This window comes from Flagellimonas marinaquae, assembly GCF_003992675.1.
Classification (GTDB): domain Bacteria; phylum Bacteroidota; class Bacteroidia; order Flavobacteriales; family Flavobacteriaceae; genus Flagellimonas; species Flagellimonas marinaquae.
The window spans coordinates 1-19,320 of the sequence record NZ_RZMZ01000015.1; the positions used below are offsets into that span (position 1 = coordinate 1).

General features: G+C 43.8%; 17 protein-coding genes and 1 other RNA gene. 11 read left to right on the forward strand and 7 right to left on the reverse strand.

The annotated features are described in order from the left end of the window. The first annotated feature begins 83 nt into the window (after positions 1 to 83). Positions 84 to 1,207, forward strand: a protein-coding gene (locus tag EO130_RS09300) for an IS3 family transposase (protein WP_417935513.1) whose coding sequence is annotated in 2 segments (ribosomal slippage) — positions 84 to 336 and positions 336 to 1,207 — 1,125 coding nt in all. Because the reading frame shifts where the segments join, the coding sequence is not laid out codon by codon here. Here the strand turns inward: EO130_RS09300 and EO130_RS09305 are convergent. Beyond that, positions 1,204 to 2,355: a site-specific integrase gene (locus EO130_RS09305; RefSeq protein WP_127141246.1), complete on the reverse strand. Its 1,152-nt coding sequence runs from the start codon at positions 2,353 to 2,355 to the stop codon at positions 1,204 to 1,206. The two genes, EO130_RS09300 and EO130_RS09305, sit on opposite strands and share 4 nt — an antisense overlap. A 235-nt stretch (positions 2,356 to 2,590) precedes the next feature. Beyond that, positions 2,591 to 2,989: a transfer-messenger RNA gene (gene ssrA, locus EO130_RS09310) on the reverse strand. A 351-nt stretch (positions 2,990 to 3,340) separates the two neighbouring features. On the opposite strand from ssrA, the gene EO130_RS09315 reads away from it, so the two are divergent. From EO130_RS09315 to EO130_RS09335, 5 genes are all read left to right on the forward strand, one after another. Continuing rightward, positions 3,341 to 4,546: an NAD(P)-dependent oxidoreductase gene (locus tag EO130_RS09315; RefSeq protein ID WP_127141247.1), complete on the forward strand. Its 1,206-nt coding sequence runs from the start codon at positions 3,341 to 3,343 to the stop codon at positions 4,544 to 4,546. Positions 4,547 to 4,628: 82 nt separating this feature from the next. Continuing rightward, on the forward strand, positions 4,629 to 4,898 hold the full coding sequence (locus tag EO130_RS09320) for a hypothetical protein (protein ID WP_127141248.1): 270 nt from the start codon (positions 4,629 to 4,631) through the stop codon (positions 4,896 to 4,898). Positions 4,899 to 4,982: 84 nt separating this feature from the next. Continuing rightward, positions 4,983 to 5,462, forward strand: coding sequence for a COG2426 family protein (locus EO130_RS09325; RefSeq protein ID WP_417935514.1), 480 nt, complete (start codon positions 4,983 to 4,985; stop codon positions 5,460 to 5,462). Between the two features lie 102 nt (positions 5,463 to 5,564). Then, positions 5,565 to 6,434 (forward strand): DUF808 domain-containing protein, encoded by an 870-nt coding sequence (locus EO130_RS09330; protein WP_127141249.1) that lies wholly within the window; start codon positions 5,565 to 5,567, stop codon positions 6,432 to 6,434. A 21-nt stretch (positions 6,435 to 6,455) separates the two neighbouring features. Further along, positions 6,456 to 6,824 (forward strand): DUF1801 domain-containing protein, encoded by a 369-nt coding sequence (locus tag EO130_RS09335; RefSeq protein WP_127141250.1) that lies wholly within the window; start codon positions 6,456 to 6,458, stop codon positions 6,822 to 6,824. 4 nt (positions 6,825 to 6,828) lie between these two features. On the opposite strand, the gene kdsA is transcribed toward EO130_RS09335, so the two are convergent. Then, positions 6,829 to 7,647, reverse strand: a complete 819-nt coding sequence (gene kdsA, locus EO130_RS09340; RefSeq protein WP_127141251.1) for a 3-deoxy-8-phosphooctulonate synthase — start codon at positions 7,645 to 7,647, stop codon at positions 6,829 to 6,831. A 73-nt stretch (positions 7,648 to 7,720) separates the two neighbouring features. Between kdsA and EO130_RS09345 the strand changes: the two genes are divergently transcribed. The 3 genes from EO130_RS09345 to typA all read left to right on the forward strand — a co-directional run bounded on the left by EO130_RS09345 (position 7,721) and on the right by typA (position 10,820). Further along, positions 7,721 to 8,296: a hypothetical protein gene (locus tag EO130_RS09345; protein WP_127141252.1), complete on the forward strand. Its 576-nt coding sequence runs from the start codon at positions 7,721 to 7,723 to the stop codon at positions 8,294 to 8,296. A 69-nt stretch (positions 8,297 to 8,365) separates the two neighbouring features. After that, positions 8,366 to 8,923, forward strand: coding sequence for a hypothetical protein (locus tag EO130_RS09350; RefSeq protein ID WP_127141253.1), 558 nt, complete (start codon positions 8,366 to 8,368; stop codon positions 8,921 to 8,923). 97 nt (positions 8,924 to 9,020) lie between these two features. Continuing rightward, positions 9,021 to 10,820: a translational GTPase TypA gene (gene typA, locus EO130_RS09355; RefSeq protein WP_127141254.1), complete on the forward strand. Its 1,800-nt coding sequence runs from the start codon at positions 9,021 to 9,023 to the stop codon at positions 10,818 to 10,820. A 109-nt stretch (positions 10,821 to 10,929) separates the two neighbouring features. On the opposite strand, the gene ppgK is transcribed toward typA, so the two are convergent. The 4 genes from ppgK to EO130_RS09375 all read right to left on the reverse strand — a co-directional run bounded on the left by ppgK (position 10,930) and on the right by EO130_RS09375 (position 14,217). Further along, positions 10,930 to 11,688 carry a polyphosphate--glucose phosphotransferase gene (gene ppgK, locus EO130_RS09360; RefSeq protein ID WP_127141255.1) on the reverse strand — a complete coding sequence of 253 codons (759 nt, stop codon included), beginning with the start codon at positions 11,686 to 11,688 and terminating at the stop codon, positions 10,930 to 10,932. 96 nt (positions 11,689 to 11,784) lie between these two features. Continuing rightward, complete coding sequence (locus tag EO130_RS09365) at positions 11,785 to 12,468, reverse strand: cell division ATP-binding protein FtsE (protein ID WP_127141256.1); 684 nt, start codon at positions 12,466 to 12,468, stop codon at positions 11,785 to 11,787. Between the two features lie 76 nt (positions 12,469 to 12,544). Next, a complete protein-coding gene (locus tag EO130_RS09370) occupies positions 12,545 to 13,231 on the reverse strand; it encodes a DUF3137 domain-containing protein (RefSeq protein ID WP_127141257.1) in 687 nt (228 codons plus the stop codon). A 440-nt stretch (positions 13,232 to 13,671) separates the two neighbouring features. Further along, positions 13,672 to 14,217: a LemA family protein gene (locus tag EO130_RS09375; RefSeq protein ID WP_127141258.1), complete on the reverse strand. Its 546-nt coding sequence runs from the start codon at positions 14,215 to 14,217 to the stop codon at positions 13,672 to 13,674. A 261-nt stretch (positions 14,218 to 14,478) separates the two neighbouring features. Here EO130_RS09375 and EO130_RS09380 point away from each other — a divergent pair, with 261 nt between their 5' ends. Next, positions 14,479 to 17,502, forward strand: a complete 3,024-nt coding sequence (locus EO130_RS09380) for a tetratricopeptide repeat protein (protein ID WP_127141259.1) — start codon at positions 14,479 to 14,481, stop codon at positions 17,500 to 17,502. A 12-nt stretch (positions 17,503 to 17,514) separates the two neighbouring features. Next, positions 17,515 to 19,260, forward strand: a complete 1,746-nt coding sequence (locus EO130_RS09385) for a TonB-dependent receptor (RefSeq protein ID WP_127141260.1) — start codon at positions 17,515 to 17,517, stop codon at positions 19,258 to 19,260. The last annotated feature ends 60 nt before the right edge of the window (positions 19,261 to 19,320 follow it).

The following is a 19,320-nucleotide window of genomic DNA, read 5'->3' on the forward strand; positions in this document are numbered from 1 at the left end:
TGACCTCCTCCCGTTAAACCGGACAGTTTAGAATTAGAGAATTCCGGGCGGATAAATGTTTAACTTTAAACAAGTATTTGCTTATGAAACGATCAAAGTATTCTGAGTCGCAGATCGTATTTGCGATCAAACAGGCGGAGACGGGGACCCGTATCCAGGAGGTATGCCGCAAGATGGGCATCAGCGAGGCCACGTTCTACAATTGGAAGAAGAAATATGGCGGGCTTGGTGTCTCCGAACTACGGAGGCTGAAGAACCTGGAGGAGGAGAACGCACAGTTGAAGAAACTGGTCGCCGACCTGAGCTTGGACAAACAGATCCTGCAGGACGTGCTGAAAAAAAAGTTCTGAGACCGTCCCGAAAGCGCGGGATGGTCGAAAATATAAGGATGGAGTACAATATTTCCGTCCAGCGTTGCTGCAAGCTCATATTGCTGCACAAGAGCGTTTTCTATTACAGGGCCAAGGGCCGTAGCGATGAACTGTTGCGCATGCGGATGAACGAGATTGCCGCCGTCAGGGTACGTTACGGGTTCTGGCGTATCCATATCCTTTTGAGACGGGAGGGTTTCATGGACAACCACAAACGCATGTACCGGGTCTATTGCGAGGAAGGTCTGAACCTGAGGAGCAAGCGGCCCAAACGGAACCGTTCCGCCGCACACAGACAACCCGCAGAGGGGAACGCCTCTAGTTTGAACGAATGTTGGAGCATGGATTTTGTCTCGGACCAGTTGTACAACGGGAGCCGTTTCAGGGCATTGACTGTAGTGGATAACTATAGCCGCAAGTGTTTGGCCATCCATGCGGGAAAGTCTCTTAAAGGAAGTGATGTCGTACAGGTAATGGAAGCCATTACTTTTGGGAACGAAGTGCTGCCAAAGCGTGTCAAAGTGGATAATGGAAGTGAGTTCATCAGTAAGGTATTGGACAAATGGGCCTATGGGAACAATGTCGAACTTGACTTCTCAAGGCCAGGAAAACCAACGGACAATCCTTTTATCGAAAGTTTTAATGGCTCATTTAGGTATGAGTGCCTGAACGCCAATTGGTTCTTCTCCTTGGAGGATGCCCAGGAAAAGTTCGATATTTGGAAAGAGGACTATAACAATTATAGACCGCACAGCTCGTTGGGGGACATGTCTCCCAACGAGTACATCGAAATGAATCAAAATAGCCCCGATTCTCTAGTTATGACCGGTACCTAATATTGGGAGGAGGTCATTAAATTTTTATGGCCGAGCATTTGCCCGACCGTTTCGATGGGAACCCCGTTGGAAAGGGTTATTGTAGTGGCAAAAGTATGGCGGGCCAAATGGGTGGTGAGATTCTTTTTGATTCCACAGAGTTCTGCAATTTCCTTGAGGTAGGCATTGGATTTCTGATTGCTCAAAACGGGAAGTACACAATCTCCATTGATGATCTTAGGGTGGTCTTGGTACTTTTCGATAATGGCCAATGCTGTTGGGAGTAGAGGAATGCCCAATCTGGAATTTGTTTTGGTACGTTTGGATTTTATCCAAAGACTTCCATCAATATGGGTTACGATGTTGTCTGGATGTAGTTTCTGAACATCGATATAGGACAGTCCCGTATAACAGCAGAACACGAACATATCCCTTACTACATTCAAGCGTTCTCCTTTAATCTCCTTGTCGACCAAAGTCTGTAATTCCTCTTTGGATAGGAATTCTCGTTCCACGGTTTTGAACTGCACTTTGTAGTTGTAAAAAGGGTCTTTGGAAATCCATTCATGGGCAACAGCCATACGGACAATCTTTTTGAAATTATTGATATATTTCAAAGCCGAGTTATGGTTGCATTCTTTGGCTGTTTTTAAGAAGTATTCAAATCCTTTAATGAATTTTAAATCCACATCCCGAACCGGGATGTCCTTTTTTTGGAATTCAGACTTTATAAATTCGGCCACATGGTTTCGTGTGGTATGATATCTCTTATAGGTGCCTAAGGCAAATTCAATATCAATCAGCTTCTTCATTTGTTGGTTATGTTCATCAAATAGTTCCAAGAGCATCTTAACCCTTTTATCATTGCCTAAAAATTTATCCTTTACATCATGTACGGTGAAAAACTCTCCTTCTTCTACCAACTCATGGTGAATCTTGTTTATCTTATGACGAACAGTGGCCATGAATCTATTCAACTCTTCGGATTCAACTCCCTTTCCTTTCAATTTGTTCATTCTTGAGTCCCATTTTTCAGGGTCGATCTTTCTATGAAGGCTTATTACAGATCGTTGGCCATTTACCGTTAATCTTAGGTATAGTTCAGCTTTTCCGTTCTTGTCGAGGCGTTTGTCTTTAAGGTAAAATAAGACGGCAAAGGAATTTGACATATTTTGGGTATCGATTTATGTCAATAAAGGTATAAAAAATAACTTATTAGAGTTTTGTAAAATATTAAAAAAGAACAAATTACAGAGAAATCGATACCTTTTTTTGATTTTTAAAATGGGTATCGATTTGGTGCCTTTTAAATTGGTTTTAATTGAAGATAAATGAAACTAAATAAAATAAAAAAACCTGTAAATCAGTAATTTACAGGTTTGTTGTTTTGTTTTGATGGCGTTCTAGTGGAGCCGGAGGGATTCGAACCCTCGTCCAAACAAGCAATAACCATGCTTTCTACATGCTTAGTATCTGCTTAATTTTCGATGCATACCTGACCAGATACGGCCTAATATACACTTAGCTTCTTTGGTTTTAGAGGTGTCGCCAAAGCGAACGAACACCCTTTTGTTGACTTTTTTGGTGCTCCTATACGAATCGCCGTCAACAAGGGCTATTCAGGAACATCTCGCTTCCCTACCTTGTAGGGACGAGGCATATCCTACTATAATTCAGATTATGCGGCAAGAGCGTAATTATTTTCGCCAATTAAAAGTGTGAAATATGAGATTAACGAGCTGTATCCCAGCGCTCGGCATGCTTACATCGCCATTGGTCTTGCTGTCAAAACCGGTCGGCCCCGTAATGAGATAGCAAATTTTTAATTTGCGTAATCGAATTACGTCCCGAACTTGTTTCGGGACCTCATCCTACTCACTTTTCTATCAAAGAACTCTGTTCGTATCGAACATATATAATTTTTGGGCGTTCCCCAAATTTGGCAAAGCCATATTTGGGTCGGGCTATCGGCTTTATCTTTTTCTGTCATTTCGAGCGCAGTCGAGAAACAGAAAGTAGTCGAATAACAAAAAAGGATATCGCCTCTATCCCTAACGCGGTCGGCAAAGGTAATGCATAACCATCAAACCATAAAAAGTTTGCTTGCCCGACCTTTTCCCCTTATTTTGGTCAACAATTATACCAAAATACCATATGAAGTTCGGAATCATTAGGGAACGCAAAAATCCGCCCGATCGCAGGGTGGTCCTGTCACCAACAGAATGTCAAAATGTCCTTTCCAAATATCCAGAAGCCCAAATTAGGGTCGAATCTTCACCAATTCGTGTGTTTTCGGACAGTGAATACAGTGAAAAAGGCATACAAGTGGTAACCGATCTGTCCTCCTGTGACGTACTTCTTGGCGTAAAGGAAGTTCCTATCGATGCATTGATTCCCAATAAAAAATACTTTTTCTTTTCCCATACCATCAAAAAACAGCCCTACAACAGGGAATTGCTGCGTGCCATTTTGGAAAAGAACATCGAACTGTACGACCACGAAGTTATCACCAATCCCAAAGGAGCAAGATTGGTGGCCTTTGGCCGGTATGCCGGCATTGTTGGGGCCTACAATGGATTTAGGGCCTATGGCCTCAAATATGACCTGTTCCAATTGCCCAAGGCCGAATCACTGTTGGACCAACAAGCGCTGATTGCGGAACTCAAGAAAATAGAGTTGCCCAACATCAAAATACTGCTTACTGGCAAAGGGCGTGTGGGCAACGGTGCCAAAGAGATGCTTGATGCTATGGGATTAAGAGAGGTTTCTTCGAATGAATACTTGACAAATACTTTTCAAGAACCCGTCTACTGTCAAATCGATGTTTCCTACTATGTAAAACGTAAGGATGGGATAAAGGGCAATAAAGCCGATTTTTTTCAAAACCCAGGGGAGTACCAATCCGATTTTTTCCGCTATGCCAAGGTTACCGATTTTTATATTGCCGGACATTTTTATGGGGATGGCGCTCCCTACCTGTATACCCGCGAGGACGTAAAACACCCAGATTTTAAAATCAAGGTGGTAGCGGACATCAGTTGTGATATCGATGGTCCCGTGGCCAGTACCATTCGTCCCTCCACCATAGCGGAACCTATTTACGGGTACGATCCCGCAACCGAATCCGAAACGGATTACAAAGAAGAAGATGTCATTGCTGTAATGGCTGTAGACAACCTTCCGTGTGAGTTGCCAAGGGACGCCAGCGTAGGTTTTGGCGAAGCATTCTCAAAACACGTCATTCCCTCCTTTTTCAACAAAGATAAAGATGGTATTCTCCAAAGCGCCCTCATGACCCAAAATGGGAGGCTGACCTCTCGCTATGCCTACCTTCAGGATTATGTGGACGGGCAAGAGTGACCGTATATCCAAAAACATTCCAGAGAAGTTGGTAATGGGTTGTTTTTTAGTATATTGTATCTCTTAAACTTTTTAAAAGCACGTGAAGTTCAATTGGGTATTTTCTGGGGACGACAGTCCTGCAATGCAACGGACCTGTATCGACATGGAATACAGCCTAAGACCAAAAATTACGAGGTTTTTGTTGTCCCGTTTGGATGTGGATGCCGACTTTACAAGTTTTCATTTTGATGTGAATGTGGATAAAAAATGGGTCTACATCTCCGAAAAAACACCCATGGAGTACATTCGTAAGCTGTTGCCCGATTTTGATTTGGTCATTAACGGCGCTCCTTTCTCTTCGGTTGCATAAGATGGCACTGAGTAGACTTTTAAATCACAATTAGTAAATATTTAAGGGTTTTGAGAGGCTATGTAAGCCAAAACCTCAATATTTTTGCAAGTTCTAAATCTAGGCTACTTGCATATCGATTTACTCATAGCGGCACTGTGGAGCCTTTCCCCGTTCGGAGAGGCAAAAGTTGGTATTCCCTACGGAATTTATCAAGGCGCCAATGAATATCTGGTCTTTATCGTTTGTTTTGGAGCCAATGTACTCGTATTTCCCTTGATGATGTTCTTTTTGGAATACATCAACCGTCACTTGATCAAATGGCGATTTTACAAAAAGTCCGCTGTTTTTGTGGGGCAGCGCGCCAAGAAAGGTTCAGGAAAGAAAATACAGCGTTTCGGTTTTTTGGGCATTGTACTTTTTGTGATGATTCCGTTGCCCGGCACTGGAGTCTACGCCGGTAGCATCGCCGCCTATCTTTTTAAAATGAAAAAGCGCGAGGCTTTTGCCGCCAATACCATCGGAATCTTCTTTTCTTCATTGATTATTTGGGCAGCCACTTTGTTGTCCATGGAAGGCGCTTAAACCCTTTCTACGTTTTTTAATATCTCTTATATCACTTGTTAGCGTTGTATTTGTTTATTTTGTGACCAACAAGTGCAAATTCACTAACCCTAATAGATTGATATGGCTTCAGGTTTTTTCGCAGTTTTGGATGATATCTCCGCCCTCATGGACGATGTGGCGACCATGAGCAAGGTAGCCACCAAAAAAACAGCGGGCATCTTGGGCGACGATTTGGCCGTAAATGCAGAGAAGGCCACAGGCTTTTTGGCCAGCAGGGAGATTCCCGTGCTTTGGGCCATTACCAAAGGGTCTTTTGTGAACAAATTGATTATTCTGCCGATAGCCTTTTTGCTAAGTGCTTATTTGCCCACTGCCATTACCGTAATTCTGATTCTTGGAGGAATATACTTGGCTTATGAAGGTGCGGAAAAAGTATACGAGTACATCTTTCATCGAAATGATGAAGAAAAGTATGATGATCCCACCGAAGTCCCGGAAGAAGAACTGCCCGAGCTGGAAAAGAAAAAAATCAAACAGGCCATTATCACAGATTTTATACTGTCTGTGGAAATTGTCATTATCGCGTTGAGTACCGTGGTCAATGAAACGCTTACCATCCAGATTGCCACCGTTTCCATTGTGGCCCTTTTGGCCACTGTCGGGGTTTACGGTATTGTGGCCCTGATTGTCCGAATGGACGATTACGGGTATCGACTCATCAATCTAAACGATAGAACGGATAGTTTTTCGGATAAGGTTGGTCTGGTGTTGGTCAATGCACTTCCCAAGATTATCAAAGGATTGGCTGTTGTGGGTACTTTGGCCTTGCTTTTGGTGTCCGGTGGTATTTTTAACCATAATATCGACTTTTTTCATCATTTACTTCCTGCATGGCCTACCATGCTAAAGGAATTTTTACTGGGCTTGACAATTGGTCTTGTAGCCGTTTTGTTGATGCAGTTGGCGAAAAAAATGTTCAAACGCACATAAGGGCGCAATCATTCGATCAGTATGAACCCAGCCGAAAACTATATCCTCAACCAAAAGGAACCTTTCAGAAGTATTTTATTGCACCTAAAAGCCGTAATTGAATCGGTAGTGCCCCAAGTGGATATGAAGTATAAATGGAATATTCCTTGTTTTTATGCAGGTAAACAGCCCATTTGCTATTTGAACGTTTCCCAAAAGAAACGCTATGTGGACATTGCGTTTTGGAACTCGGCCCATCTCACCCTGCATTTGGATAAAATGGTTACGGAAAACCGTAAAGTGGTCAAATCCCTACGGTATTCTAAATTGGAAGAAATCGACCAAGAGGTGTTGGTGGACGTACTGCAGGAATGCTACGCCCAAAAGCACAAGGGTTTTTATAAACGCTAAAGGATTACAGTGAATTAATGGTCTGTCGGATAGCCGTTAAGTCGGTCAATAATTTTTCCAAAAGACTTAAGTCCAACATGTTGGCGCCGTCACTTTTCGCGTTGGCCGGGTCAAAATGGGTCTCCATAAAAAGTCCATCCACACCCGCTGCGATGCCAGCGCGGGCCATAGTGCCTATGAGTGCTGGCCTACCGCCCGTAACCCCAGAAGATTGGTTGGGCTGTTGTAGGGAGTGGGTTACATCCAACACCACGGGAGCGTATTGCTTCATGGTGGGAACACCGCGAAAATCCACGATCATATCTTGATACCCGAACATGGTGCCACGATCGGTTATCCAAACCTGTTCGTTGCCCGAATCAACCACCTTCGCTACGGCATGTTTCATACTTTCGGGGCTCATAAATTGCCCTTTCTTTAAATTGACCACCTTGCCCGTTTCGGCGGCGGCCACTACCAAATCAGTTTGTCGCACCAAAAAGGCAGGAATCTGGAGCACATCCACATATTCTGCTGCCATGGCGGCATCGGAAATTTCGTGGATATCCGTAATGGTAGGAACACCAAAGGTGTCCGATACCTTTTTTAAGATCTTCAAGGCTTTTTCATCACCAATCCCGGTAAAGGAATCAATCCGGCTACGGTTGGCTTTTTTAAAACTTCCTTTAAAAACGTAGGGGATGTGCAGCTTGTCCGTAATGCTGACCACTTTTTCTGCAATGCGCATGGCCATGTCCTCGCCCTCAATGGCACAGGGGCCCGCCAACAAGAAAAAATTATTACTGTCCGTATGTTTTAGCTGTGGGATTTTTGTGATATCCATTTCTTAAAGTTTGCACAAAGATAGTATTTAACCGTGGCATCCTTTTTAGATTTATCTAGATAAACCATCAACTATGAAATACAAAATAATTTTGCTGACCCTCTGTTTGATTCCATTACTTTCCAATGCTCAATGGCAAGAGCGGGGAGGTACATTTGATTTGGTACATCTGGAGCGGCACCAATTTCAATTGAATTTATTGAGCCCGGGATTCACTTATGAATTGGGACTTTTTAGGAACCAAAGTGTTTCCTCCAACCTTGGTTTTGGTTTGGCCACCTATGAAGAAGGTTATGTGTTCGGATTGGCCATGAACAACCGCTACCGATACTACCATAATTTTAATCGAAGGGCAAGACTGGACAAAAACACTTCGGGCAATTCGGGCAACTACATTGCCGCAGCGCAGGCGATTTTCTTTTCGCAATTACAGATTTCGACAAATGTTGACGCCGTAGGTGACTTTAATCTCGGATTCTTTGGGATGGTGTACGGCATTCAACGTACCTACGAAAAAGGCTTCAACTTTAACGTGGAACTCGGTGCCGGCTATTATCGGGGCGATGGTGTGCCGAGTGGCTATGGCCCTCTGATCAATGTGACTTTGGGATGGGTAGCCACCAAACGGAAGAAAAAGGTCCGTTTTTAGAATGAAAAATGCCCTCAAAGCATACTTTTTTAGCGAAGTTGGGGTTATACTAGTACCAAATTAACCTACATGCGCCGATTCCTACTTTTGTCTTGGCTCTTCGCAAGCTGTTATGCAAACGCCCAATACGGTACCAATTGCGAGGTTCGTCAGTTCAAGCTCAATGCCTTTAACCCCGGTATCGAATACGAAATGGCCCTTGGGGTCAACAGTACCTTGGATATTCGGGTGGCGTATCAGGCCGCTTTGGAACCCGCAAGCTCCCAGCCCTTGGATGATTTCGACTTTTTTCCGGCCATCACCGTTCAGAACAGATACTACCACAACCTCAATAGCCGTCAACGAAGACGTCGATCTATTTACGGCAATTCCGGAAACTATATTGCACCATCGGCTGCCATTTTTTCACCCGGCAGTCGCGTGGTCGAAGGCCGTTTGGTAGAGGGCGTTCATGGCTATGGTGGACTGGTTTACGGTATACAGCGCAGTTTTGATTCCGGCTTTAGTTTCTCCATAGATGCCGGTGCAGGGTATTATGTCGGACCTTTTAAAGGAGGTGTTCAGCCCGTGGTGAACCTCAGTATCGGCTGGATTATTAGCGAAAAGCGTTGGTGTGTTGGCCTGTAGGTTTGGAACTACCACAAAATCAATAAGATAAAAATAACATTTGGGTGTATTGCCCAATGAAAAATAGGAGTATCTTTGCGGGCTTAAAATTTAGGTTATGTCCAAAATTAAAAACATCGCAATCATTGCTCACGTAGACCACGGTAAAACTACCTTGGTCGATAAAATTATGTACCATTGCCAATTGTTCCGAGAAAACGAGAACAAGGGCGACCTTATTTTGGACAACAACGACCTGGAAAGGGAGCGTGGGATCACTATCGTATCCAAAAACGTTTCCGTTGTTTACAAAGACACTAAAATCAATATTATAGATACTCCTGGTCACGCCGATTTTGGAGGTGAAGTAGAACGTGTATTGAACATGGCCGATGGGGTTTTGTTGTTGGTAGATGCCTTTGAAGGGCCCATGCCACAGACCCGTTTTGTGCTTCAAAAGGCCATTGACCTTGGATTGAAGCCTTGTGTGGTGATCAATAAAGTGGACAAGGAAAACTGTACTCCAGAAGAAGTCCACGAAAAAGTGTTCGATTTGATGTTTGAATTGGGCGCCGAGGAATGGCAGCTCGATTTCCCAACAGTCTATGGTTCTGCCAAGAATAACTGGATGGGCGAGGACTGGAAAAAGCCGACCGACAGTATTGAACCCTTATTGGATATGGTGATTGAGCACGTTCCTGAATTTAAACCCCAGGAAGGCTCTACCCAAATGTTGATCACGTCCTTGGATTATTCTTCCTTTACTGGACGAATCGCCATTGGAAGATTGCAGAGGGGAACTTTACGCGAAGGGCAACAAGTTTCCTTGGTCAAACGGGATAGTTCGGTTGTCAAGTCAAGAATCAAGGAGCTGTATACATTTGAAGGATTGGGCCGTTTACGGGTCGAAGAAGTAAAGGCCGGTGATATTTGCGCCATTGTGGGTATGGAAGGATTTGAAATTGGTGATACCGTTGCCGATATCGAAAACCCTGAAAAATTAAAGACCATAGCCATTGATGAGCCTACGATGAGTATGCTTTTCACCATTAACGATAGTCCGTTTTTTGGTAAGGATGGAAAGTTTGTTACCTCCCGTCACATCAAGGAGCGTTTGGACAAGGAGTTGGAGAAAAACTTGGCACTTCGGGTTCAACAAACCGATAGCGCGGATAAGTTTTTGGTGTATGGCCGTGGGGTATTGCACCTTTCTGTATTGATTGAAACCATGCGTAGGGAAGGGTATGAGCTTCAAATTGGACAGCCACAGGTTATCATCAAGGAGATTGATGGGGTAAAATGTGAGCCCGTGGAGCACTTGACCATCGATTTGCCCGAAGAAGTATCTGGAAAGGCGGTAGAAATGGTATCCATCCGGAAAGGGGAGATGACCAGTATGGAAGCCCGTGGTTCCCGAATGGTCTGTGAATTCATCATTCCATCGAGGGGTATCATTGGTCTTAGAAACCAATTGTTGACCGCTACGGCGGGTGAGGCCATTATGGCGCACCGATTCTTTGAATATCAGCCTTTAAAAGGAAATATTGCACAGCGATTGAACGGTTCTTTGGTTTCCATGGAAAATGGTACCGCAATTCCGTATTCCATTGACAAGCTTCAGGAAAGAGGCAAGTTCTTTATTGACCCGGGAGAGGAAATCTATGAAGGACAGGTGATTGGGGAAAACTCCCGTCAAGATGATATGACGGTGAACGTGACCAAGACCAAAAAGTTGTCCAACGTGCGTTCGTCCGGTGCCGATGAAAAGGCAAAAATCGTTCCGGCCATCAAGTTTTCATTGGAAGAAGCCTTGGAATACATCCAAAAGGATGAATACGTAGAGGTAACGCCAAATCACTTGAGGATTCGAAAAATCTATCTAAAAGAGGTGGACAGAAAAAGAAATAAAGTGGTCTAAATTGTAAATCACTTTTGAGCATAAAAAAAAGCGAGTGAGGAGCAATCTTCATTCGCTTTATTTTTTAAAAGGTCTTGATTCTTGAATCTTTTGGTCTTGAATCCAAAGATCAATGCAAATGCCCGTGGTGCTGTTCGCGCAAACAAGCTACAGCAGCTCCGATGATACCTGCATGGTTCATCAACTCCGCTTTGACCACTTCTGTATCAATTTTGATGCGATGACTGAATTCCTCCCAATTTTTGGAAGTTCCCCCGCCTACAATGATCAAATCCGGACAAACGATAAGCTCTACGAGCTCCAAAAATTTATTGAAACGCTTGCCCCATTTTTTGAAGCTCAAATCTTCGCGTTCCTTGGCAGAGGCAGCCGCCCATTTTTCAATTTTCTTGAATTTTTTATACGGAATTTGGCCCAATTCGAAGTTCGGAATCAAAACGCCATTATAAAAGGCACCACTACCAAGACCGGTTCCTATGGTAATCATGACAACAAAGCCATCCTTGCCCTTGCCCACACCGTAGTTCATAGAGGCATAGCCAGCGGCATCGGCATCGTTGAGCACGGTAAATTCATGTCCAGTATACTCGGTAAACAGTTCGTCGATATTCACTCCTACCCAGCTAGGGTCCAAATTACCTGGGGATTTGCACACCCCATTTTTGACAATGGAAGGAAATCCACACCCAACGGGACCGTCGTAATCGAAATGGTCCACAATTTCGGCCACTACTTTGGCCATATCTTTGGGTTTTTTGGATTTTGGGGTCGGGATTCGGTAACGCTCTGTCAACATTTCTCCAGTTTCGGCGTTCACCAAGGCACCTTTGATACCCGATCCGCCAATATCAATTCCAAGAATTTCCATATATGGGAAGCAAAATTAGTTTAGACAAAGTAACAAAAACTTTTGCGCATCCCGTAATTGTTTTGGAAATCGTCTGACAAGCAACGGAATAGCCCGCTACACAGCCTTTTGGATGACTTCAAATACCTTACTGCCATCGCATTTTAGGGTTTTGTGCGGATATTTAAGGATCAGGGCGTAATCGTGCGTGGCCATAATAATGGTGCGTCCGTTCTGGTTGATGTCCTGTAGTACCTTCATAACCTCTACACTGGTCTGCGGGTCGAGGTTTCCGGTAGGTTCGTCGGCCAATATGAGTTCTGGGTCGTTAAGGAGGGCCCTTGCAATGGCGATGCGTTGCTGTTCGCCACCAGAGAGTTCGTGGGGAAATTTAAAACCTTTGGTTTTCATTCCCACCTTGTTCAACACCTCTTCAATCTTGTCGTCCATTTTTTTTTGGTCCTTCCATCCCGTGGCCTTCAGAACAAATTTTAGGTTGTTGTTCACATTTCTATCGGGAAGCAGTTTAAAATCTTGAAAAACAATACCGAGTTTTCGCTGTAAGAAGGGAATATCACGCTCCTTTAAGGTTTTTAAATCAAAATCAACCACCTGTCCAGTTCCTTGCCTGAGGGGTAAATCGGCATAGAGGGTTTTCATAAAACTACTTTTCCCGCTTCCCGTTTTCCCGATGACATACACAAACTCCCCTTTTTTTACCTCTAAATCAATATGGTTGAGGACTAAGTTCTCGTTTTGGAATACGGCTACGTCTTGTAATTTTACGATGGTCTCGGGCATAATTTCATTTCAATGGTTATACAAAAGTATTTGAAAATTTGGTACGCCCTATCAAAATGGAACCTTTATCCGTATTTTAATTTGAAGCTAAAGGGGCTCCGGTATTCCAAATGTTCCTATTGAGATTCAGGTCTTCCACTATGCCAATGGCCGTGGTAATATCCTCGTACAGCATACCGAACACATCGGTATCTATGAGACTTTTTCTCTTGTCCAAACTTAAAAAGCCATGGGCGTGCCGCACGCCTAAGTATAGTTTGTTGCGGTGGAACGACAGAAGAATGGGTTTGTCTATTTTTTGACGGAGTTGGGTAATTCGATGCATCAACGATGGCGAAAGTAGATAACGAGCTTCGATTTGGTCGGTACTGTAGACGACAAAATGCTTTTCGAATTCAGGATCTTCCAATTTCACCAATTGGCCTCTTGATATATTCAGGCTTTGGAGCGTTTTTGCCAAGTAACCGACCCGTTTCTCTATGCTATCGGGCAAAATAACCGTATGGCCCTTAAATTTCTTGGGAAAATCCACGACGGCAAACATTCCCACAAAATGACTTCCAAAATGATCTGAGGAACGGTGTTTGGACACTAATGGTCGCAAAAAGTTGAAAGTGACCAATAAGTGCGGGAACAAGGGAATGAACATGAGGTAGTAATTGTAGACCCCTTGGTTGATAATGTTGACATCGCCCATGAGAATCGAAGAATTACCGACCTTCCCCCTCAATACACCAAAGTTGAGGTTATGGATGCTGGGCAATTTTTTATTGTTCCTTACTGGGGTAAAACCAGGAAGCAGCTTGCTTTCGGCAATTTGTTGTGGGGGAATTTGTTTGTGAGTCTCAAATTTGAATTCAGGGGCGATTTCATCAAGATCTCCCTTTCAGCTTGTTTGAATTTATTTTTGAAGCTATAGGTAGCTGTCATCAAAATAAAGAACAGAAGCCAATACACAATCATGGCAAACTGTATGATACCAAAATTTTGAGCAGGCATAACTCGTGCCATCCATCTACTGAAACCGATATTATTAAAGGATATCATCAATGGCACACTCATCATGCCAAGAATGAATAAGAGAATCAAATAGCTATAACATCTTTGGTAAAATCGATACTTTCTTCTCGTCCCCTCGGCCTTTTGTAACAAAGGAGAAAGTTTGTTCAATAGTTGTTGTTTTTGCTCCACCTTCCCTTTGTTTTAGAATGAAACCTCAGGGGCCTTAGCTTCGGAAGGTTCGATGGTGAAAAGTGTCCTATTAGTGTACCCCATTAGTTTTGCTACAAGGTTGGAAGGGAACATTTCAATTCCATTGTTAAAGGAATTGACGGCAGCGTTGTAGGCACGGCGCGCCGCGGATAATTGTTCTTCTACCTCATTAAGGCTGGACTGAAGCAAAAGAAAGTTTTGATTTGCCTTCAGGTCGGGATACGCTTCGGCCCGTAGCTGTATGTTTGCTAGGAGTTTCCCTAGTCTGTTTTCCATGGTAAACCGTTCATCGGGTGCAGTATCCTGATTCAAAAGTTTTTCCCGCAGTTGGGTGAGTTCGGCCAAGGTTTCCCGTTCATGTTTCATGGCGCCTTTCACGGTATTTACCAAGCGAGGAATCAGGTCCGTTCTCTTTTTAAGCATCACATCAATGCCACTGTAGGCTTCTTCAACCTTGTTTTTCTTGCTGATGAGATTGTTGAACAAGAGAATCCCTAGCAACAAAATCAGCATGGGAAGACCAATCAAATATGTCATTTCAACCAAATTAAATTAGACGATAGGACAATGCCCAAAAGGATTGTCCATTTTTTACAGTCAAGGCGATGTCGCCTTATAAAATGTTGAGGTTGAATTAGCTGTGAGGAGCAAGATTTTTTCACAGCTGAACCAAAAGTACCAATTAGCCCCGATTAATCAAACACAGCTTCGTAAATTTCGTCAAATGACATTTAAAATATACTTTGGCCCTAATTTTGACGTTATGAATAAAGTCAATCGAGAAGAGCGTAGAACACTATGAATCGAAAAAACCTCCTACTGTTTCCCATTTTAATGGGAACTTTTTTTGTGCTTTCCGCCCAGGAAACCAAAATATATACCCACGAAAACAAAGAATATCAAGATGCCTTGGCCCTGTACAACAATGGTCAATATCAAGCCGCACAAAATATTTTTGAATCCGTAAAGGCCACTACCAAGGATGGCGAAACCGAAGCCAATAGCGCTTATTATGCAGCCAATGCCGCCATTCGCTTGAACCAGCGCGGTGCCGACAAAATGATGGAGGATTTTGTGGAACGTTATCCCACCTCTACCAAGCGAAATTCAGCCTTTTTGGATGTGGCCGACTATTATTTTGAAACCGGTAAATATCCCTACGCGCTCAAATGGTACAAAAAAGTGGATGAAAATTCCATGCCCTACTCCGAGCGGGACCGCTTTAACTTCAACAATGGATACGCACTGTACGCTTCCAAGCGTCCACAAGAGGCAGAGCGTTATTTGAACAAGGTCACGACTTCCCAAAAATATGGCTCACAAGCCAAGTATTATTTGGGATATATCGCCTACGAACAGGACGATTACAATTCCGCAAGCGCACGTTTCGACCAAATTCAGGACCCGGAGTTGCTCAATGAAAAGCTTTCGTATTATCAGGCCGACCTGAATTTTAAGCTGGGCAAGTTTGAGGAAGCCATCGCCATGGCCAAGAAGCAACTACCAAAATCGAACCGCGAAGAGGTATCCGAACTCAATAAAATTATTGGTGAGAGCTATTTCAATCTTGAACAATACGCAGAAGCCATTCCCTACTTGGAAGCATACAAGGGCAAACGCGGCAAATGGAACAATACCGATTATTATTTGTTGGGATATAGCCATTACAAACTCGGAGATTACGACAAAGCCATCCAACAGTTCAACAAAATTATTGGCGGAAACAATGCCGTTTCCCAAAATGCCTATTACCACTTGGCGGAATGTTATTTAAAACTCGACAAAAAATCCGAGGCCTTGAATGCCTTCCGAAATGCTTCGCAAATGGATTACAGTCTGGAAATCCAAAAAGACGCTTGGTTGAACTATGCCCGCTTAAGCTACGAAATCGGTAATGCTTACGAGCCCGTACCACAAGTATTGACCACTTATTTGGAAACCTATCCCAAGGATGAACATCAAATGGAAATTCAGGAATTGTTGGTAGATTCATACATCACTTCCCGAAATTTTGAGGGTGCTATGAAACTTTTGGAGGAGAACCAGAACTACGCCAGCAAGGAAACCTACCAAAAAGTGGCCTACTATCGAGGGGTGGAGCTTTTTATTGATGGGGATTATGACGGTGCCTGGGAACGTTTCGACAAATCGGTGAAAAGCGCTGCCAATCCTAGTTTTGAGGCCCGAGCGCTGTATTGGAAGGCAGAATCCGCCTACCGGATGAACCGTTTTGAGGAGGCCTTGGTAGATTTTGTGCGCTTTCAGAATGCACCAGCGGCCAAGTCGCTTTCTGAATATGGCCAATTGGATTACAATCTGGGATATACCTACTTCAAATTAAAGGATTACAACAATGCGGTTTCCTATTTTCAGAATGTGGTAAGTTCCAATGCCATTGATGATCAACGTAAAAATGATGGTTATCTACGGTTGGGTGACAGCTATTTTGTGAACAGTAAATATCCGTTGGCGAAGAAGGCCTACGATACGTCATCAAAGATGAACGGTCCCGAGCGGGATTACGCGGCATTCCAAAAAACGCTTTGTGATGGCTTTTTGGGAAACAATACCGCAAAAATTGAAGGCCTCAACGAATTCCTGACCATGTTCCCAACGTCTTCCTTACGGGATGATGCCTTGTTTGAACTGGGCAACTCCTATATCAACAATAACCAAGAAAATTTGGGATTGCAAACCTATGACCGTATCGTAGCGGAGTACTCTGGTAGTAAGTTCGCACCTCGTGGACTACTGCGCTCCGGTTTGGTGTACTACAATTCCAGTCGCAACCAACAGGCTTTGGACAAATTGAAGGAAGTGGTGCAAAAATACCCCAACACCCAAGAGGCCAAACAGGCCGTTGCCACGGCCAAATTGGTTTATGTGGACGAGGGCAGGGTAAGCGAATATGCCGCTTGGGCCCGAAATCTCGACTTTGTGGAGGTAACCGATGCGGAGCTGGACAACGCTAGTTTTGAATCCGCCGAAAGAAAACAAATTGAGGGCAAAACGGCTGCTGCTATTCGTGGATACGAGGATTACCTTAAAGAGTTCCCCAACGGATTACACGCACAGAATGCCAACTTTGCCTTGGCACAACTCTACTTTGCCAATGGCGAAAAGGACAAAGCTTTGCCCAAATACAAAGCTGTTGCCGATGGCGGGAATGGAGAATATACCGAACAGGCCCTGACCCGCGTGTGCGAGATTTATGTGGAAAAACAAGATTATGCCAATGCCATTCCTTATCTGAAAAGATTGGAAAACACCGCGGATATTTCGGAGAACAAAACCTTCGCACAGTCCAATTTGATGAAAGGATATTACGGTCAAAAAGACTATGCCCAGACCATTGCCTATGCCGAAAAGGTGTTGAACGCTCCTAAAATTGACGATCGTATCAAAAGTGACGCCCAGGTCATGATAGCGCGTTCCGCCATTGCTACGGACAATGAAGCATTGGCCAAAACGGCCTATCAGGATGTGAAACAAATTGCATCAGGGGAGCTTGCTGCCGAAGCATGGTACTACGATGCTTATTTTAAAAATAAGGAACAGGATTTTGAAGCATCCAACGAGTCCGTTCAAAAATTGGCCAAGGACTACGCTGCTTACAAGGAGTGGGCCGGTAAAGGGTTGGTGATCATGGCCAAGAACTTCTACAATTTGGGAGATGCCTTTCAAGCCACCTACATTTTGGAAAGCGTGATTTCCAATTTTTCCGAGTTTGACGAAATCGTTTCAGAAGCAGAAAGTGAGTTGGCCACCATCAAGACCAAAGAAGCCGAAAGCAATTCATCCGTAGACCCCAATCAAAACTAAACGAGACACAAAATGCAAAAGAGAACTTATATATTTTCATTGCTTTTTTTGAGCCTTTGCGGAGTGGTAACCGCCCAGGAAGAGGATAATATTGGTACAGAAACGGTAACGGTGGTAAAGTCATACTCTCCAACCGTTTCGGATGCCTTTAAGATCAAATCGTCGCCAAGCTTGAACGATTCCATTGTGCTCCAAAAGAAAAAAATCAATTACAGCATCTTTTCCGTGCCTGTGGCATCCACTTTTACACCGGCGAAAGGAAAGGCATCGGGAGTGGAAAAAACCCCGCCGCCCACCTTGTACAATTCCTATGCATCGGTGGGATTGGGCAATTACAACAATGCCCTGGTAGACTTTTACACTAGCAGGGAGTTCAATAGGGGCGAAGACCTATTGGATTTTGGCCTTACCCACAACTCTTCACGTGGCGATTTGGATTCCACCCCACTGGACACGGAATTTTATGACACCAAATTAAATGCGTCCTACGCCAAAAAGGACCGGTACATGGATTGGGGGGCGGACATCGGTTTGCAACACCAACTGTATAATTGGTACGGAATCCAGAGTGAATTCTTTACCGAGGATGAAATCAACGCGATGGATGAGCGGCAAAATTATTTCAATGCTGAGGTCAAGGCGCACTTTAATATGGAAGATTCCTATTTTAAGAGTGGCCAGGTGTTGTTGAGACGATTGTGGGATGCAACTGAATCCGCCGAGAACCGTGCCGTTATCAACCCAACCTTTGAGCTGCCCATTACCGAGGAGCTGCTTACCATTGGAGCGAAGGTCGATTATGTGGGGGGCAGTTTTGCAAATGGGTCCATCACGGAAACGATCAATGAAGGGGAGAAAAATTACAGCCATTTGCAAGCTGGGGTGACGCCAAGTTTGTTGATTCTTCGGGATGACCTTACCTTGAATTTGGGGGCCAATATCGTCTACGGACTGGATATGGAAAATAGCGAGAATAATTTTTATATCTATCCCGCTGTAACCGCGTCCTACCGTGTCTTGGATGAAAATGTTATCGCCTACGGGGGCATTGAGGGGGAGTTGGCACAAAATTCCTATCACGATTTTGTAAATGAAAACCCTTTCGTTTCGCCAACTTTGGATATCACCCCTACCGATCGGCAGTATGAAGGCTATTTGGGATTGAAGGGCCAGTTGACTTCCAATGTGGGGTACAATATCAAGGGGTCGTATATGGCAGAGAACAGGAAACCACTCTTTATCCACAATCCCATTAACACCATAAGGGATGATGAGAAAAGCTATACGTTCGGCAATTCCTTTCAGGTGTTTTATGATGATGTAAAAACCTTGGGTGTTTTCGGAGAAATTAATGTGGATGTGAACCGAAATTTTTCATTGGGGGTGAACGCTGAATTTTACGATTATGACACGGAAACAGATAATCCTGCGTGGAATTTGCCTACCATCAAAGGGTCTGTTTTTATGGACTATCAGATTAGCGAGCAGTGGTATATGGGAGCCAACCTCTTTTACGTCGGTGAAAGGGAAGACTTGCTTTCCCAAATCGACCCGCTGGATTCACAATTACAATTCGATCAAGTGACCCTCGATGGATTTTTTGATGCCAATGCCCATGTGGGATATCGTTTTAATGACCAGCTTTCCATCTTTGTGAAAGCTTCCAATATTGCCAATAACAATTACCAACGTTGGGCCAATTTTCGAGTCCAAGGATTCCAAGCGTTGGCGGGAGTATCCTATAAGTTCGATTTCTAGTGTGTAAGGAAATAGGCAATAAATTGTTAAAAATACCGTTCATTATTTTCGGTCAATAGA

Bases quoted from the DNA above. Each gene is read 5' to 3' on its own strand.
- ppgK (WP_127141255.1), bottom strand. From the start codon at position 11,688: ATGGAAATTCTTGGAATTGATATTGGCGGATCGGGTATCAAAGGTGCC.
- EO130_RS09305 (WP_127141246.1), bottom strand. From the start codon at position 2,355: ATGTCAAATTCCTTTGCCGTCTTATTTTACCTTAAAGACAAACGCCTC.
- kdsA (WP_127141251.1), bottom strand. From the start codon at position 7,647: ATGGATATCACAAAAATCCCACAGCTAAAACATACGGACAGTAATAAT.
- EO130_RS09345 (WP_127141252.1), top strand. From the start codon at position 7,721: ATGAAATACAAAATAATTTTGCTGACCCTCTGTTTGATTCCATTACTT.
- EO130_RS09365 (WP_127141256.1), bottom strand. From the start codon at position 12,468: ATGCCCGAGACCATCGTAAAATTACAAGACGTAGCCGTATTCCAAAAC.
- typA (WP_127141254.1), top strand. From the start codon at position 9,021: ATGTCCAAAATTAAAAACATCGCAATCATTGCTCACGTAGACCACGGT.
- EO130_RS09350 (WP_127141253.1), top strand. From the start codon at position 8,366: ATGCGCCGATTCCTACTTTTGTCTTGGCTCTTCGCAAGCTGTTATGCA.
- EO130_RS09375 (WP_127141258.1), bottom strand. From the start codon at position 14,217: ATGACATATTTGATTGGTCTTCCCATGCTGATTTTGTTGCTAGGGATT.
- EO130_RS09335 (WP_127141250.1), top strand. From the start codon at position 6,456: ATGAACCCAGCCGAAAACTATATCCTCAACCAAAAGGAACCTTTCAGA.
- EO130_RS09380 (WP_127141259.1), top strand. From the start codon at position 14,479: ATGAATCGAAAAAACCTCCTACTGTTTCCCATTTTAATGGGAACTTTT.
- EO130_RS09315 (WP_127141247.1), top strand. From the start codon at position 3,341: ATGAAGTTCGGAATCATTAGGGAACGCAAAAATCCGCCCGATCGCAGG.
- EO130_RS09330 (WP_127141249.1), top strand. From the start codon at position 5,565: ATGGCTTCAGGTTTTTTCGCAGTTTTGGATGATATCTCCGCCCTCATG.
- EO130_RS09385 (WP_127141260.1), top strand. From the start codon at position 17,515: ATGCAAAAGAGAACTTATATATTTTCATTGCTTTTTTTGAGCCTTTGC.